A 15,958-nucleotide genomic window follows, 5' to 3' on the forward strand; every position below is an offset into this window, starting at 1 on the left:
GAGGCGACCCGCGAGACGCCCCGGCGCCCGCGTGCTGACCCACGAGCGGAGGCGGACCCCAGGAGAAACGTCGAGCGAGGAGGGACGCCGTGCGGGCGACCTTGAGGCTGGGACGGATCGCGGGCGTCCGGACCGGGGTCCACTGGAGCGTCCTGTTCATCTTCGTCATCATCGCGTTCGGCCTCGCCGAGGGCCGTTTCCCCAGGACGTACCCGGGCCAGGCCCCGGTCGTGTACTGGGCCGCGGGGCTCGGGGCCGCCGTGGTCTTCCTGGCCTCGCTCCTCGCCCACGAGCTGGCCCACGCCGTGGTGGCGCGGCGCAACGGGGTGGTCGTCGATGACATCGTGCTGTGGCTGCTGGGCGGCGTGGCCCGGCTGAAGTCGGAGGCGTCGAGCCCGGCCGCGGAACTGCGCATCGCGGGTGTCGGCCCGCTGGTGAGCCTTCTGCTGGCCGGCCTCTTCGTCCTGGCGGACTGGCTGCTCGTCCAGGCGTCCGCCCCCGGCCTTCTGGTCGAGGCGGTGGCATGGCTCGCGGGCATCAACCTGCTGCTCGCCGTCTTCAACGCCCTCCCCGCCGCCCCGCTCGACGGAGGCCGGCTACTGCGCGCCTTCCTGTGGTGGCGTACGGGGGACCGGTTGCGGGCGACGGCCGGGGCCACCGCGGCGGGGCGTGTCCTCGGCTGGCTCCTCGTCGCGCTGGGGCTCGTGGTGTTCATGAGGGGCGGCGGTTTCGGAGGCCTCTGGCTGGCCCTGATCGGCTGGTTCCTCATCACGGCCGCCACGGCGGAGGGAAAGCAGGCCCAACTGCGCGGCCTGCTCGCGGGCGTCCCGGTGCGCGACGCCATGACGAGAGACCCGCTCACGGCGCCCGTGACCCTGACGGTCGCCGACCTGCTCGCCGACCCGCGCTACCGGTACCGGCACTCCGCGTTCCCCGTGACCGGCGAGAACGGCGCGCCGGCCGGGCTCGTGACGGTGAACTCCGCCAGGCAGGTGCCGCCCGGGAGGAGCGGGGCGGTCACGGTCGGCGAAGTGATGGTGCCGCTGTCGCGGGTCACCGTCGTGGACCCGGACACCCCTCTCGCGGATCTGCTGCCGCGCATGGAGCCCGGCGCCGAGCACCGCGTCCTGGTCATGGAGCAGGGCCTACTGGTCGGGATCCTGTCGCTGTCCGACGTCAGTCGGACGGTGAACTGGCTGATGAGGACAGCGCCGAGACACTGAGAAGGCCGCACGGAGACGCTGACGAGGGCCGCACCGAGACGCCGATGAAGGCCGCACCGAGACGCCGAGGAGCCGATCGCGGAACCCCGCCTCCGGACACCGCCGTGCCGCTCCGGACCGCTCGTGCGCGTTCGCGTCCCCGTCGGCTGGAGGCCTGCCGGCCCGGCGAGCCTCTATGCTGCCGGGATGATCAAGCCGATTGAACTCGTCATATTCGACTGCGACGGAGTGCTGGTCGACAGCGAACGCATCGCCGTCCGCGTCCAGGTCGCCCTCGGCGCGGAGCTGGGCTGGCCGCTCACCGAGGACGAGGTCGTGGACCGGTTCATCGGCCGCTCGCATGCCGCCATCCGCGATCAGATCGCCGCCCGGCTCGGCGGGCAGACCGCCGCGATCTGGTCGGAGCGGTTCGAACAGCTGCACCGCGAGGCCGTGGACACCGGCCTCGCCCCCGTCGAAGGGCTGCCCGAGGCGCTGGACGAGATCACCCTGCCGACCTGCGTGGCCTCCAGCGGCACGCACGACAAGATGCGCCACACCCTCGGTCGCACCGGACTCTACGACCGCTTCGCGGGCCGCATCTACAGCGCCACCGAGGTCGGCCGCGGAAAGCCCGCCCCGGACCTGTTCCTGCACGCCGCCCGGCAGATGGGAGCGGATCCCGCCGCCTGCGTGGTGATCGAGGACAGCGGGCCCGGCGTCCGGGCCGCCCGCGCCGCGGGCATGCGCGCCCTCGGCTATGCCGGCGGACTCACCCCGGCCGAACGGCTCGAAGGCCCCGGCACCACGGTCTTCCACGACATGCGGGAACTGCCCGCGCTCATCACCGGGCGGTGACGCCCGTGCGTTCTCCCGCACTCATTCATCAGACACCCCCTGGGCCGAGGTCTGCTGGAACTCCTTCCCCGTGACGTCGCGGACCCCGCTCGGACCGTCCGGCAGCGGGTCCCGAGCCGCCGTCAGTCCGCTCGGCCTCATGCGCGCTTCCTCAGGTGCGCTTGAAGAACTCGACCTCCCCGACCGCGATGGGCCGGCCCTCGCCCTGACCGGCAGCGGTCCGCAGCACGAGCCGGACGGAGACGACGTCGCTGATGCCGGTCCGTACCGTCTGCGGGCCCGGCTTGTCGGCGAGCGTCACCGCCTTCTCATGGACCTCGCCGTCCGACGTGGTGACGATCAGATCGGCCCGCGTGGGCCTGCCCCCCCGACGGAACTCCTCGGGCTCCTTCGACACACCGGCGTGCACCACGACGCCGACCAGCCGGAACGGCTTGTCGAAGACGCAGGTCAAGGACGAGCCGAGCGCGGGCGCCCCCCAGTACGTGTTGGTCACCCCGTCGGTGGCCGCGGTCGCCGGATGGCCGGGCGCCTCGGCGCTCGCGGTGACCTTCGCAGGGGTGATCTCCGCCGTGCCGCCGAGCTTGTCCCGCACGTCCTCGAAGACGAAGCGCCCGGCCGGCAGGAGCAGGAAGCCCGCGAACAGCAGCCCGACGACCGCCAGGACCAGCAGGGTCCGCCGCAGCACCCGGCCCGATCCGCCCCGTACGCGCCGCCGGAACGGCCACACCGTGCGCCACCACGGCAGCGGCTTGGGCCGCTCCCGGGTCTGGAGCGGCGCCGCGCAGCGCCGGCAGAACCGGCGTCCTGGAAGGTTCGGAGTGCCGCACGCCGGGCACGGCGGCCCGTCGGGGTCCTCCGCCGCCGCCACGGGCCGCACGACGGGGCGGCGGGCGATCGGCTCGGCCGGCCGCACCGCCACCACGGGCTCGTCCTCCTCCGCCGAAGACTCCGGCCGGACGGGGGCGGCGGGCCGCACCGGCCGCGGGGGCGGTTCCGGGGCCGGTGCGGGCGTCACGGCGGACGGTCCGGCGGGCTCCGGCGGGCGCGGCCGCGCGGGTTCCACCGGTGGTGGCCCGGGACGCGGGGAGGTCGGGGCCCCGGCCCCGGCAGCGGGGTCCGGGGTGTCCGGGGCGGGGCCCGTCCCGGCCCCCGCCGGAGTCCGGTTCGCCGGCCCGGCCGCCGGTTCCGCCGCCTCGGCAGGCGCCGCCGGCGCGACCGGTTCCGCCGGTCCGACAGGTTCTGCCGGGTCTGCGGGCTCCCCGGCGGCGGGAGGGTTCCGCGGGGGCTGGGAGGACCAGCCCAGATAGGAACCGCAGTTCCCGCAGAATTCGTCGTCCTCGCGGTTGGCCGCACCGCACGCCGGGCACGCGCGCATCGCGTCAGCCTCCTGTCTCTTCTGGCGGGCCCGGCAGAATCTCCACCCGGCACGTGAGATGTACGGGACACGACGCCGCGACGACGCCCAGGACGCGGTTCGCGTCCACCGGGCCCCCGTGCGGCGCCCAGACGCGTACCAGCAGTTCGCCGGTCGGCGCCTGGGGCGGCGCCGTGCCCGGTTCCGAGGACCACGCGACGCCTCCGCCGTCATGGATGTCGGCGTGGAGGCCGAAGCAGAGCCGGAGCTGTTCGACCAGGCCCCGGCGGGTGCCGCGCCACCGGTGCAGCTCGACGGCCCGGGCGACGACGGCCCGGCGCAGCTCCGGCGGCAGCTCCGGATCGAGATCGGCGCCCACCCAGGACGCCAGCCAGGGCAGGAAGTCGGCCGGGGCCAGCGCCGGATCGAAATAGGAGGGAAGGTTGTCCAGCGTGGACAGGACGGGGGCCAGCACGGTGTCCAGGCCCGCGGTGAACCGCTGGGCCAGGTCGTCGTCCGCGTACAGCGCGGGCAGCAGCCCGCCGATCGGGTAGCGGCTGGCGAGCCCCGGTACCGCGGCCCTGGTCATGAGCCCTCACCGGGCCCGCCCGCCGTGACCACGACCTGGTGCTGGTGCGAGAAGACCAGGGCGCCCGCGGCGACGTCGATCCGCTCCCGCGCCGACCCGCGCCGACCGGTGATCGGGTCCGCCGGGAACAGCCGCAGCTCCTCCACCAGCCCCACCCCCCGCACGTTCTGGAGCACCGCGAAGACCTCGCCGTACTGCACCGGTCTGCCGAAGGGCCACCCCGCCCCGTCCGCGCCGCCCCGCAGGGGGTCGATGTGGCGGAACAGCGCCGCCAGCGCCTCCGTGCGGACCCGGTCCGCGTCCGCGCCGGACGCCAGCAGCCTGGCGACCACGGTGACGCCCTGGTACGCGGGCGGCTCCACCACCAGCCGGGTCCCGACCAGCCGCCGCTCGTCGAGCCGCGCCGCGACCGCAGAGAGCACCGAGTCCGACGGGATCAGCTGCTCGAACCGCAGGTTCCCGCCCTCGTCGGGGACCGCGTCGGGGACCACCAGGACCCGCACCGCACCGCCCTCGCCCGCGGCGGCGGGCAGACACCGGACCCTGCGTAGGGAGGGCGCGGCCTCGCGGGCGATGACCTCGTGGTCCGCGGCCGTGACGGCCCGCTCCTGCACCCGGAGCATGTTGGGCGCCCGGACCTTCGCGTTCTCCACCGTCTCGCCGTCGACCCCGCCCCGGGCCGCCTCGCGATTGTTCACGCTCGCCACGTACGGCACGGAGCTGCGCAGTACGTTGATGGCGCCCCGGGCGACGTTCCCGGCCGCGCCGCCGCCCGTCCGGTAGCGGGGCACCAGCAGCTGGGCGCCCTTCTCGGGCACGGCGCCGCAGGCGCGCATCGTCCCGTCGGGCTCGCGTACCTCGGGCGGGAACGCGAACTCGCCGGTGACGGCGTCGATCCGCACATGCCGGTCGTCCGGCAAGGAGGCGCCGAAGTGCTCCACGGGCGTCCACACCTGCCAGCCCTCCGCGGAGGACACCTGGACCACCGGCGGCTCCCCGTCCAGCAGCAGCGGCACCCTGGTCACGGAGAACCGCTGCCCGGCGACGCCCTCGGAGACGCCCAGCGGAACGTCCAGGACGGTCTCCGCGTGCTCCACGTCCGCGGTGCCGCCGACGGTGAACACCTCGGCCTCCCGGATCGTCGGCGACTCGGAGTAGAACGGCTGGCCCGGCTCCGGGGCCGTGACCCGGCAGCGCAGCCACCCCGCCCGGTACCCCGCGGCCACCGACGTGGTGTGCCCGGCGGGAACGAACACCGTGACCTCACCGGGCCTGTTCAGCCCGCCGGTGCTGTCGGCGCCGGTCCGGCACGTCACCCAGCGGGCGCCGTCCCACGCCTCCCAGACCAGCGGCGGCTGACGCGGGTCGACGCCCACCCCCTCCACCCGGCTGTCCAGACGTACGGCGACGATGCACCGGGGCACGGCGGTCGGCAGCCCGAACAGCACGGCGTCGCCCGGCTCCGGCCGCGGCTGGAAGCACCGCACGTCCTGGCCCGCGCCCAGCGGCGCGGTGCGGTCGGTCTGCTCGCCCGACACCGGCGCGGTGACCAGCCGGACCAGCGAACTCGGGACGACGGAGAGGTCCTCGGGGGTGGCGAACACCACCGCCTCCTCGGCCTCGCCGCGCGAGGTGGCGACCTCCGTCCCCGCCGGGAGCAGCACGGTCTCCGGCTGCGGGGCCGACAGCCAGAAGTCGACCTCCGCGCGCGCCGCCGTCGGCGGGAACAGCGTGACGCCCAGCAGGTCGAGGAAGGCCGAGTAGTTCTTGTCCGGCACCCGGTTCAGCCGGTACAGCAACTGGTCGACCATGTACGCGAACGTCTCGATGAGCGTGACCCCGGGGTCCGACACGTTGTGATCGGTCCACTCGGGGGTGCGCTGCTGGACGTAGCGCTTGGCCTCGTCGACGAGCTGCTGGAAACGCCGGTCGTCCAGGTTGGGGGAGGGCAAGGCCATCAGCGCGCCCCCGCTTCCTCGGAGCCCTCGGAGGAGGGGATGGTGTAGAAGGGGAAGACGAGGTTGCGCAGATCGTTCGTGGCGCGCACGGCGTAGTGCACGTCGATGTACAAGGTGCCCTCCTCGACGGCGTCGAACGCGATCACCACATCGGTCACCTCGATGCGCGGCTCCCAGCGCTCCAGCGACGCGCGGACCTCGCGCGCGATCCGCCCGGCCGTGGCGCCGTCGCCGGGGGCGAAGACGTACTCGTGGATGCCGCAGCCGAACTCCGGGCGCATCGGACGCTCGCCCGGCGCCGTGCCGAGGATCAGCCCGATCGCCTCCTCGATCTCCTGGTCCCGCTCGACCATGCCGATGCCCCCCGTGGGACCGACCCGCAGCGGGAAGCCCCAGCCGCGTCCGATGAAACCGCCGCTCACACCGGGCCCCCGATCAGGACGTTCAGCGCGCCGCTGCTGATCTGCGCGCCGCAACTGGTGGTGTCCCGCATACGGGCGGCCGGCAGCCCGCCGATCAGCACCTGACCGGTGAGCGCGGAGGCGGGGCTGGGCATGATGACGTTCCCGGGCCCGAGCGCGGCGTGCGGGGGGACCACGCACACGTGCAGGCTGCCGACGACGGCCGCGGGCCTGCCGCCGATCAGCACGGTGGCCACGGCCGCGGCGCCCGGGGGAGGGGTGCCGATCAGACCGCCGTGAACGGTGGAGTCGCCCGTCCGGGCTGCAGGGGGCATGGTCGCTGTTCTCCTTGCTGCGAAAAGGACTTCGGCCGCCGTACGGGCCGCTTCGGGGCGTCAGTTGATCCGGATGAGCTTGGCCTTGAGGACGGCGAGCAGCCCGCCGTCGACGGTGACCCCCGTCCTGCCGTTGACGGTCACCGAACTCCCCTTCACATTCACCTCACCGGTGCCGGCGTCCAGCGTGATGCCGGATGCGGAAAGGGTCACGGAGCTCAGCACCCGGGCGCCGCCGGGGGCGAACACCTTCAGCGCGATCTCGTCCCGCCGCTCGTCCAGCGTGACGTCGAGCCGCTTGTCGCCGCTGGCCAGCCGGACGCCGGACGTCCCGCGCGGGCTGTCCAGCAGCTCCAGCCGGTGCCCGGAACGGGACACCAGCGAACGGCGGTTGACCCTGCCGCTGGTGGGGTCGACCAGCGGCACGTCGTGCGGCGACGGCTTGTCGACCCCGTTGTAGAGGCCGCCCAGCACGTAGGGGCTGTCCAGCAGGCCCTGCTCGAATCCGACCAGCACCTCGTCGTTGACCTCGGGACTGAACACACCGCCCCCGCCCTGGCCGCCCCACTGCACCGTGCGGACCCAGTCGGACACATAGGTGTCGTCGAGCCAGGGGAACTTCAGCCGGACCCAGCCCCGCTCGTCCCTGCCCTCACGGATGTCGGTGACCACGCCGATCGCCAGGCCCGGCACGCGGGGACTGCGCGAGGGCGCGTTCGCGCCGCCGGCCAGTCCCGCCAGGGAGCGGTCGGGCGCGGCGCTCACCAGCACGGTCGTGCGGTAGCCGCCGTTCGGCTCCAGCACGTGGTGCGCGGCGGTCGCCGTGTAGCGGCCGGAGAACGCGGGCCCGACGTTGCCGAGCGCCACCGGCTCACCGGCCCGCAGATGGGGGTTCCCCTCGGCCACCGCCTCGATCTCCCCGAAACCGGAGCTCACCGAGGAGGCCAGGGAACCGGCGACGGCCGTGGCCTCGGCCTGGGTCCGGTACGGGGTGTCGGCGACCGTCAGCCGGGCGCCCGCCCCGAACGCGCCGGCCGCCTTCGACGGGCTCATCCCGGGGGACACCGTGTCGCTGCGCACGGACTGTTCACGGGCCACCAGCCGCGTCTTGGTCTCGACGTCCCAGCCGCGCACCTCCACGTCGTCGGCCCCGTCCGCCCCGGTCAGCACGGCCCGCAGGGCCAGCAGATTGCGCCCGTACTCGAGAACCATCGGGTTCCGGGCGGCGGAGGTGTCGGGCGAGGGGGCCGACGCGGCGGGCCTCGGCCTCACGAACTGCAGCAGGCCCTGGTCGTCCACCCGTACGTGCGCGCCGCTCTCGCCCGCGAGGTACTGGAGGAACTCCCAGTCGGAGACGTTGGGCTGGGTCAGCTGCCTGTACGTGACGGGCGCGGCCTCGACCCTCCCGCAGGCGAGCCCGGCCCCCGCGGCGACCTTGCGGACGATGTCGGCGGCCCTCATGTTGCGGAAGGCCACCACCTTCCGCCCGCGCTGCAGCCGGTGGGCCTTGGAGAAGGCCCGCACGACGGTGAACGACCCCGTGGTGTCGCTGTCCAGCTCGACCGCGGTGACCTCTCCGGTGAACAGCCGCTCGCGGGCCCGTTCCTGCACGGTGACCACGGATATGTTCAGCGGGGTGCCGATGGTGAGCCCGGTGGCGGTGAGCAGCTTGTGGTCGGGATCCCGGTACGTCAGCACGGCGGTGTCCGGCAGGCCGACGTTCTCGTCGACCACGCAGCTCACCAGCTGGGCCGCCCAGACGGGGGGCAGCTCGCCGGGGGCCTCGACGATCGGATCGGCGGCGAAGGAACGGCCGGGGGCGGTCACCGGCCGCCCTCCGCGGCGGGGGCCTCCAGGCCGGGCACGACCAGCTCCCGGCCGGGGACCAACTGCATCGGGTCGTCGATGTCGTTGGCGTGGGCGATCGTGCGCCACGCGGTGGCGTCGCCGTACTCGCGCCAGGCGAGCAGCGGCAGACTGTCGCCCACGACGACCCGGTGGGTGCGCCGCGCCTCCCGCGAGCCCGACGTCGGGTTCTGGCCGGGCGTCTCGCTGCTCGCCTCCTCGATGGAGAGGGAGCAGGTGGCGCGCAGCGGCTTCCCGTCGACGTCGAAGAGGGTGTACGAGATGGACAGGCTGGACATCACACCGTCGAACGAGGTCGTCCGGGACGTGCCCCAGTCGAAGCGCACCCAGGGGCTGGCCGGCGTCTTGCGGGCCAGGCTGTTGGGGGTGGGCGCACACGCCAGCATCAGCTGCTCCACCGCCTTCTCCACCGAGTTGTCATGGGTGGCCGTGGCGTCGAGGAAGACCTCCATGGACAGGGTCCGCGGCCCGCTGCCCACGAACTCGGGCAGCGCGGACTGCTCGGCCATCCGGGACGGCGTGCGCCGCCACTCGGTGCTCTTGTTCAGCGACAGCCGCGCCGGGTTGAACTGCAGCGTGAGCTGGGCGATCCTCCCGCCCGGCTTGGCGCCGACCTCCGCGGGCGGCTCCATGATGGTCAGCTGGGCGCGAGCACGACTCGTGCGGGCGACGGGCGACATCGCGTTCCTCCTTCCGGAACTTCACGTGTGGCGGACGGGACTTCGGGTCTGAGGGACTGCTGGGGCCCGTGAGCGATCCGATGAGCGCTCAGGAGGGCTCCAGACCCTCGTGCGCGATCTCCAGCGTCTCGACGGCCGGCTGGGAGCTGGCGGGGTCGAAAGAGGGGCCCTGCCAGCGGACCGGCACGATGCCCTGTACCTGCCAGCTGATGATGCGGCTGAGGTCGGGACGGAGCGCGACGATCTCGCCGTCCTTGCGCTCGACCCGCTGGATCGTGTCGTTCAGCCATCGGGCGATCTTGAGCGTGTCGGCGGTCACCGGGCGGGTCAGCGTGATGTTCGTCCAGGTGATCCGGCCCGGCAACTGCCAGGTGAAGCCGTTGTTGCCGCCCTCGGCGTACTGCTCCAGCTCCACCTCGGCCCCCAGGCCCGCGCAGGTGTGGAAGGCGCCCAGGTCGTTGCCTCCGATCACCAGTTTGAAGAACACGCTCGTCGCGAAGATGTTGTCCGTCATGTGCTTTTCTTCTTCTCTGCCGTTTTCCCAGTGCGTTGCCGGCTGCTTCCCGGCGCTTCGCCGGGCCGGGCCGTCGTCAGCGGCGGCCGTCGTACAACCGGCCGGTGCGCTCCCGGCCCCGGCGCAGGTCCGCGCGGATCAGCCGGCTCACCGGATCGAGCAGGCGTCGCGCCAGTTCCTCGATCTCCGCGCCGGTCACCCGGTGCGCGGCCGGAGTCACCGGGTCGGGCGGGTCGGCCGATCCGGTCCCGGACGAGGGACCGGTCGGCTTCACCGGGGCCGCCCTGACCGGAACGCCGATGATCCCGGCCTCGGCCGCCGCGCGCTGCACGGTCCGGGCCGCGGGCCCCGGATCGCCCGTCCCGGCGGCCGGACCGGGGGCGGGACGCGGCGGCTGCGGCACCCGTACCGACAGGGCGGGCGCTCCGCCCGGCACGCCGCCTCCGGGCGCCGGACCGGTGATCGCCGGACCGCCGGACTCGGGCACCACCGGCATCGCCGCCCGCTGTACGGCGAGCGCGCCCGGCCCCGGTCCGGCCGTCGCGGGCGGATGCGGGCGCACCACCGGGACCGGCCCGGCGGCGGACGGCGCGGACGCCCCGGAGGAGGACGCCGTCGCGTGTGGCACGGGGGCCCCGGGGGAGGACGGTGACGCCTGTGGTATAGACGCTCCGGGGGACGGCGGTGACACGTACGGCAGGGCCGGCGCGTGGCGCGGGGACGGGGACGGCGGAGCGGGGACACGGGCCGGGAGGGATTCCCAGCGATCCCGCGCCGACGGCTGGGCGTCGAGCCGGGACGGCGCGGCCGGCCCACTCCGCGCCGAACGCCGGACCCGCCGCAGCAGGGAGCTGCCCACCCACGGTCCGCGCCCCGCCCGGCCGTTGCCGGTCGTGGTCCCGCTCGCCCCGTCGCCGCCCGCCGCGGGGCGAGCCGGAGGGCCGGACGCCGTACGGCCCGACGGGGTCGCGTTCGGAGGGGCCGCGGGCCCGGGGTCGCCGGACACCGAGCGCTGGACGGTCCCGCCGGGCCCCGGCCCTCCGGGCGTGCGCGCCCCGCGCGCCAGCCGTTCGGTTGCCGGTGCCCGGCCGTCGGTGTGGGACCGGTGCGGCGGGCCGGCTATGGCGGGACCGGGATGCGGGTGAGGGGCCGTCGGCCGGGGCGAGGCGCCGGATGACGGCCGGTACGGCCCGGGCGACGCGCTCCCCTGTCCCGATGCGGGCGCGGCGGCCCCGGGCTGCGGTACGTCACGACGCCAGGTGGCCGCCACGACCGGGCGGGCCGTGCCGCCGTCCGCCGCCGACGCCGCCGGGGCGGAGAAGCCCTCGGCCGAACCGGTGCTGACCTTCAGCGCCCTGTTCGGGAGCAGATCACGCGACCGCCGCACGACGGGCAACCGCCCTTCGACGTCGCCGGTGGGCCGGTATGCGCCTGTCGGCGCTCGCTCCGGGGCGACCCGCCGGACCCGTACCGGAGCGGCGGGACCCGAAGGAGCCGAACGCACCGAAGAAGCCGAACGCACCGAGGAAGCCGAAGGGGTCGAACGGCTCGGAGGAGTCGGAGGGGTCGGCGAAGCCGGGGGATTCGGGGACGTGGAGGAAGAGGATCCGGTGGCGGGTGCGTTCGCGGGCGTACGGGCGTCCGCCGTGCGCTGGACGGCCGCGGAACCCGGCGCGGCCGAGGCGGAAGACGCGGACGCGGGCGACGAGAGCACCGGCATCCCGGAAGGCCCGTCCGGCTCTGCCGATGTCCGCACGGGCCCGGCCGACGCGGCCGGCGGGGGAGCCGAGGATTCCCGCGACGGTGTCGTGCCCTGCCCGGGGCCCATGGCTCCCGGAGCCGTCCGACGGCGGTCACCGAGCAGAGGAGCGTCGTCCCGCGACCTGGCAGTCGCGGGGAGCGAGGGGAGCGGAGCGCCGATCCCGCCGCGGGCACGCCTCGGTGGGCCGGCCCGGTCGGGCGGTGGCGGCGTTGACGACTCGCCGGACCCCGAGGGCTTCGACGGCTCGTGCCCAGCGGGCCTTTGAGCCTGTTGCGGACCGGAGGACGAGGCCCGTGCCGGGGCCGGCGCCGACTGGACGGACGGGGACGACCGGGGAGCCCGGGGCGGTTCGGCGGCGTCGGGACGCGGGGACGGCTGCGGGCGCGCGGACGGTGTCGTTGCCTCCGGCCGATGCGCGGTCGGCGGTTCCGGCGTCTGCGATGACTGCCGCTGGAGTACGGGCATGCCCGGTTCGGGCTGCTCCGCCGGGCCGGAGGGGGCGACCCCGCGCCGCTCGGCCGGGTCGGCGGGCACGGCGCCGGAGGGCAGTTCCCGCAGCGGCTTGCCCAGGGCGGGCCGCACCGCTGTGGTACCGGGAGGCCTGGAGGGGCTATCCGCCGTCGGCGTGGGTGGGGATGTGGGTGAGGCGTCAGGCGCTGGGGCGGTGGCGGTGGGATCAGTGCCGGGGCCGCCCGGCCGATCGGACGTGGTGCGCCGCGCCGCGCCATCGCCCACGACGGGGTCGGACGGAGCGGAGCCCGCGATCGGCGGAATTCCGGTGATGTGCCTCAGCGGCATCGCCGGGCGACGGGCGACGATCAGCGGCGGTGCGGTCCGCCGGGGGCGCACCGCATCGGGGCGGGTACGCCGGAACGCGGCCGGCGCCGACACGGCGTCCCCGGCACGCTGCGATGCCGATGCCGATGCCGATGCCGATGCCGATGCCGATGCCGATGCCGATGCGGGAGCGGGAGCCTGGGCGGGTCCCGGGTCTTCGGCCGACGCCGCGCCCTTCGTCGGGGACGTTCCCGACGCGGTCCTGGGGTCGGTCGCTCCGCTCCCTCGAACGGTCCGTCCCGGTGTTCCCGGGCCGGAGGCGGCGGCAGGCGCCGGAGCGCTCGACCGCTGGACGGCCGCCGGGCCCCGCCTCCCACCGCTCGTTCCCCGGCCGGCCGAACCGTCCGCCGCGGCCGGCACGCCCGCGGCGGGTTCGGCGCTCCCGTCCGCGTCCGGCCGGGCTGCGCGCAGGAGCAGCGGCCCACCGGCGGACACCGTATGCGCGTCCGCGGGGCGGGCGACCCCGCGGATGAGGCCCACCGGCGCGGACGGCATCACGGCATGGCCGAGTTCGCCGCCGAACGCGACGTTCTGCCACGAGGCGAGGCCGGACCGGAATCGCAGCCCGTCGCTCACCCCGATCGAGGACCGGGCCACGGTCACCGCCGGCGGCGCGACCTGCCGCCAGCCGCCGTCCCAGTCGCCGCCCCGCCGACCGGCCCGGTCGGCGTCCGGGCCGACGCTCGGGGCGGCGTCCGGGCCGGTCCCGGTCGCCGGCCCGGCACCGGCTCGGTCCTCGCCCCGGGAAGGGGCGTCGGACCGTGTCCGGTCCGCTCGGCGGAACCAGTCGCCGAACCCCATACGATCACCCGCCTTCGTTGACGCGGGTGTTGATCCGCGCTATCTCCCGTACCCACTGCTGACGCTCGCCGTGGGTGAGGTCGAGGATGTCCTCGCGCTGCCAGTGGAAGTGGTAGGCGACGTACGCGATCTCCTCCCGCAGGCGGGGAAGCGCGTACGTCACGATTCCCCCAGGCGCCCACCCGAGAGATCCACCTCGAACGAGCCGTGGCACAACGGACACGTCACCGCGGCGTGCGTGTGGCCCTCGCTGTTGATCCGCCGGTAGAAGTCCTGCAGGAACGCCACATCGGTGGCGTACATCCGCTCGACCACCCCGGCGTGCACATCGGTGATGGCGCCGAGCCGGGTGATCACCTGACTCAGCAGCACCACGCTCAGGTACGCCGGGTTCTCCTTCACCCGCAGGTCGATCTGCGGACGCAGCTCGTCCCGTGCCGTCGCCAGCCGCATCGAGCCCTGCCGGTGCACCTGGCCCTCGTCGTCGACGTAACCGCGCGGCAGCTCGAACTCGAACTCCGTGCGCAGGTCCTGGCGTTCCCGCTCCCGGGCCGCGGGCGGCGCGGAGGCCTCCTCGCGGGCGGCGGACGGGGCGGGCGCGAGGGTGTCGAGGACTTCGTCGAGCCCGCCGGACGTAACGGTCCTGCGCCTCATTCGACCACGATCTCCTCGAAGGTGATGGTGACCGTCTCGGTGGCCGCGCTGGACTCGCCGGCCTTCAGCGACGGACCCTCCCACTTGCTGGCCCAGCCCTGCATGAGCTGGATGCGCCGGACCGTGTCGCCCTTCGAGTCCTTGATCTCGATGGTGAGGTTCTGGCGCGCGGCGTCGACGGCCCCCTTGTTGAGGGTCTCCTTGATCCAGTTGGTGAACTCGCTGCTCTTGTCGATCCCGCGGGTGATCGTCACCTCACCCGCCTGACGGGCGCCGGGCTGCTTGCGGATGATCTGCTTGCCCTCGGCGGTCACCTGACGGACCTCGACGACTTCCTCCTCGACGGTCAGACCGCTGACCTCCTGGATCGACTCGACGAGATAGCCGCCGAGCTGCACGCCGAAGACGTGGGTGGAAAGAGCGTCGCCCTCTGCCATGGCTCTGTGTCACCTGTTCTGTGTGCGGACCCTGCCGGGTCACTCGTTGACGAGGCTGGTGCTGTCGGAGAACTGCGCGAGGCGGAAGACCACGAACTCCGCGGGCTTCACCGGAGCCACGCCGATCTCGCACACGACCTGCCCGAGGTCGATCGACTCCTGCGGATTGTTGTCGCGGTCGCACTTCACGTAGAACGCCTCCTCGGCCGTGCGGCCGAAGAGAGCGCCCCGACGCCATTCCTCGGTGAGGAAGGCGGTCACGTTGCGCCGGATGCTCGACCACAGGCGGTCGTCGTTCGGCTCGAACACCACCCACTGGGTGCCCAGGAGGATCGACTCCTCCAGGTAGTTGAAGAGGCGGCGCACGTTGAGGTAGCGCCAGGCGGGATCGGACGAGAGCGTGCGGGCGCCCCAGATCCGGATGCCGCGGCCCGGGAAGGCGCGCACGCAGTTGACGCCGATCGGGTTCAGCAGGTCCTGCTCGCCCTTGCTGAGACGGATCTCCAGGTCCAGCGCGCCGCGGATGACCTCGTTGGCGGGAGCCTTGTGCACACCGCGCTCGCCGTCGCTGCGCGCCCACACGCCGGCGACATGACCGCTCGGCGGCATCAGGGTGTTGCGGCCGGCCGCCGGGTCGAAGACGCTGATCCACGGGTAGTACACGGTCGCGTAGCGCGAATCGAAACCGGCGTCGTCGTTGCGCCAGGCACGGACCCGCTGCGCGCCCATGCCCGACGGGGTGTCCAGCACGGCGACCCGGTCGCCCATCTGCTCGCAGTGCGAGATCAGCGCGGTCTGGACGGTCTTGACGCCCTCCGCGTCGATGTCCCCGCGCCGATGGGCGCTCATCAGGTCCGGCACGGCGACCATGGTGATCTCGTCGATCGCTTCGAGCCCCGCGAGCCCCGTGCGCTCCGACGCGTCCCCGACGAACTCGGCCAGGTCGACACGGGCAGCACCGGCCCCCGGGCCGGCAGCGGCGGGGGAGAGCGGGAGGACCTGGTTCTCGGGGCGGCTCTGGGCCGCGCCGGGCTGCTCGACGACCTCGATCAGCTTGGACTGGCGGGCCTGGGTGACCAGGTAGCCCTTCACGCTCTTGCGGGTGGAGACGTCGAAGGTCTCCACCACCTTGCCGCCCTGCCGCACCAACAGCCGGAACCGGTCCTCCGGAGGGTTGTCCCCCTCGACGTCCGCGACCTCCACCGAGAGGTCGCCGCTCGTACCGGGCCGCGCGGACACCAGGAAGCCCCCGAGAGCGGCCGACGGAGCCGCCGCGGCGGCGGATCCGGCCGCCGAGTCCTGGGCGGCCCCGCCCACCCGCACGATGTAGGCCGCGCCGCCGCCGTTGGCGAAGTAACCGTGGACCGCGAGCGTGAGATACGTGTCGGGCGCGTAGGCGCCGAAGGTCTGGACGTACTGGTCCCAGCTGGTCACCAGGGTGGGCCGGTGGAAGGGACCGGTCTCCGCGAAACCGACGAAGGCTGCGACCGCCGTGCCGACGCCCTCGATGGGCCGTGCTCCGGACTGCACCTCCTCCACGTATACGCCGGGGGTGAGGTACGACGGCATGCTCGCTCCTTCGGGTGGTCATCCGGTCGACGCCCAGTCTTGTCGGGCCGCCCCGGCGGGCAGTAGGCCTCGGAGTCCTGGGCACGGGGCAACGACGCTGCCTTTCCAGGCACCCCGGCGACGGGGAGTTCTTCCCCG

At 74.3% G+C, this 15,958-nt stretch carries 15 protein-coding genes and 1 pseudogene; 2 read left to right on the plus strand and 14 right to left on the minus strand.

What is annotated here, in order from left to right; genetic code table 11:
- Positions 1–89 precede the first annotated feature (89 nt).
- Positions 90–1,223 carry a site-2 protease family protein gene (locus WA762_RS10260; RefSeq protein ID WP_335934994.1) on the plus strand — a complete coding sequence of 378 codons (1,134 nt, stop codon included), beginning with the start codon at positions 90–92 and terminating at the stop codon, positions 1,221–1,223.
- A gap of 186 nt (positions 1,224–1,409) precedes the next feature.
- Complete coding sequence (locus WA762_RS10265) at positions 1,410–2,060, plus strand: HAD family hydrolase (RefSeq protein WP_335934995.1); 651 nt, start codon at positions 1,410–1,412, stop codon at positions 2,058–2,060.
- A 151-nt stretch (positions 2,061–2,211) separates the two neighbouring features.
- Here WA762_RS10265 and WA762_RS10270 read toward each other — a convergent pair whose 3' ends face one another.
- From WA762_RS10270 to WA762_RS10335, 14 genes and pseudogenes are all read right to left on the minus strand, one after another.
- Positions 2,212–2,985, minus strand: a complete 774-nt coding sequence (locus tag WA762_RS10270; RefSeq protein ID WP_335935115.1) for a zinc ribbon domain-containing protein — start codon at positions 2,983–2,985, stop codon at positions 2,212–2,214.
- A 390-nt stretch (positions 2,986–3,375) separates the two neighbouring features.
- Positions 3,376–3,438 (minus strand): annotated as a pseudogene (locus WA762_RS10275) (zinc ribbon domain-containing protein); the annotation flags it as partial.
- A 4-nt stretch (positions 3,439–3,442) separates the two neighbouring features.
- Positions 3,443–4,006: a phage tail protein gene (locus tag WA762_RS10280; RefSeq protein WP_335934996.1), complete on the minus strand. Its 564-nt coding sequence runs from the start codon at positions 4,004–4,006 to the stop codon at positions 3,443–3,445.
- Positions 4,003–5,964 (minus strand): putative baseplate assembly protein, encoded by a 1,962-nt coding sequence (locus WA762_RS10285; RefSeq protein ID WP_335934997.1) that lies wholly within the window; start codon positions 5,962–5,964, stop codon positions 4,003–4,005. Before WA762_RS10285 ends, WA762_RS10280 begins: the two co-directional genes overlap by 4 nt.
- Positions 5,964–6,386, minus strand: coding sequence for a GPW/gp25 family protein (locus WA762_RS10290; RefSeq protein WP_335934998.1), 423 nt, complete (start codon positions 6,384–6,386; stop codon positions 5,964–5,966). Before WA762_RS10290 ends, WA762_RS10285 begins: the two co-directional genes overlap by 1 nt.
- Positions 6,383–6,700 (minus strand): PAAR domain-containing protein, encoded by a 318-nt coding sequence (locus WA762_RS10295; protein ID WP_335934999.1) that lies wholly within the window; start codon positions 6,698–6,700, stop codon positions 6,383–6,385. Before WA762_RS10295 ends, WA762_RS10290 begins: the two co-directional genes overlap by 4 nt.
- A 60-nt stretch (positions 6,701–6,760) precedes the next feature.
- The gene (locus tag WA762_RS10300; RefSeq protein ID WP_335935000.1) at positions 6,761–8,527 is read right to left on the minus strand and encodes a VgrG-related protein; all 1,767 of its coding nucleotides are present in this window, start codon (positions 8,525–8,527) and stop codon (positions 6,761–6,763) included.
- Positions 8,524–9,246, minus strand: a complete 723-nt coding sequence (locus WA762_RS10305; protein WP_073784148.1) for a CIS tube protein — start codon at positions 9,244–9,246, stop codon at positions 8,524–8,526. Before WA762_RS10305 ends, WA762_RS10300 begins: the two co-directional genes overlap by 4 nt.
- 88 nt (positions 9,247–9,334) lie before the next feature.
- Entirely contained in the window at positions 9,335–9,760 is a 426-nt protein-coding gene (locus tag WA762_RS10310) for a phage tail protein (protein ID WP_335935001.1), read from the minus strand.
- A gap of 76 nt (positions 9,761–9,836) precedes the next feature.
- Positions 9,837–10,388 (minus strand): hypothetical protein, encoded by a 552-nt coding sequence (locus WA762_RS10315; RefSeq protein ID WP_335935002.1) that lies wholly within the window; start codon positions 10,386–10,388, stop codon positions 9,837–9,839.
- A 2,776-nt stretch (positions 10,389–13,164) separates the two neighbouring features.
- Positions 13,165–13,323 carry a DUF6760 family protein gene (locus tag WA762_RS10320; RefSeq protein ID WP_003966147.1) on the minus strand — a complete coding sequence of 53 codons (159 nt, stop codon included), beginning with the start codon at positions 13,321–13,323 and terminating at the stop codon, positions 13,165–13,167.
- Positions 13,320–13,814 carry a hypothetical protein gene (locus WA762_RS10325; RefSeq protein WP_335935011.1) on the minus strand — a complete coding sequence of 165 codons (495 nt, stop codon included), beginning with the start codon at positions 13,812–13,814 and terminating at the stop codon, positions 13,320–13,322. The genes WA762_RS10320 and WA762_RS10325 overlap by 4 nt, the downstream gene beginning before the upstream one ends.
- Positions 13,811–14,251: a phage tail protein gene (locus tag WA762_RS10330; RefSeq protein WP_073784156.1), complete on the minus strand. Its 441-nt coding sequence runs from the start codon at positions 14,249–14,251 to the stop codon at positions 13,811–13,813. The genes WA762_RS10325 and WA762_RS10330 overlap by 4 nt, the downstream gene beginning before the upstream one ends.
- Before the next feature lie 39 nt (positions 14,252–14,290).
- Entirely contained in the window at positions 14,291–15,820 is a 1,530-nt protein-coding gene (locus WA762_RS10335) for a phage tail sheath family protein (protein ID WP_335935013.1), read from the minus strand.
- Between the last annotated feature and the right edge of the window lie 138 nt (positions 15,821–15,958).

Source organism: Streptomyces tyrfis (assembly GCF_037034285.1).
In the GTDB taxonomy this organism is placed as follows: Bacteria; Actinomycetota; Actinomycetes; order Streptomycetales; family Streptomycetaceae; genus Streptomyces.

Coding starts and splice junctions, on each gene's coding strand:
- WA762_RS10265 (WP_335934995.1), top strand. CDS start 1,410: ATGATCAAGCCGATTGAACTCGTCATATTCGACTGCGACGGAGTGCTG.
- WA762_RS10280 (WP_335934996.1), bottom strand. CDS start 4,006: ATGACCAGGGCCGCGGTACCGGGGCTCGCCAGCCGCTACCCGATCGGC.
- WA762_RS10285 (WP_335934997.1), bottom strand. CDS start 5,964: ATGGCCTTGCCCTCCCCCAACCTGGACGACCGGCGTTTCCAGCAGCTC.
- WA762_RS10295 (WP_335934999.1), bottom strand. CDS start 6,700: ATGCCCCCTGCAGCCCGGACGGGCGACTCCACCGTTCACGGCGGTCTG.
- WA762_RS10305 (WP_073784148.1), bottom strand. CDS start 9,246: ATGTCGCCCGTCGCCCGCACGAGTCGTGCTCGCGCCCAGCTGACCATC.
- WA762_RS10310 (WP_335935001.1), bottom strand. CDS start 9,760: ATGACGGACAACATCTTCGCGACGAGCGTGTTCTTCAAACTGGTGATC.
- WA762_RS10325 (WP_335935011.1), bottom strand. CDS start 13,814: ATGAGGCGCAGGACCGTTACGTCCGGCGGGCTCGACGAAGTCCTCGAC.
- WA762_RS10330 (WP_073784156.1), bottom strand. CDS start 14,251: ATGGCAGAGGGCGACGCTCTTTCCACCCACGTCTTCGGCGTGCAGCTC.
- WA762_RS10335 (WP_335935013.1), bottom strand. CDS start 15,820: ATGCCGTCGTACCTCACCCCCGGCGTATACGTGGAGGAGGTGCAGTCC.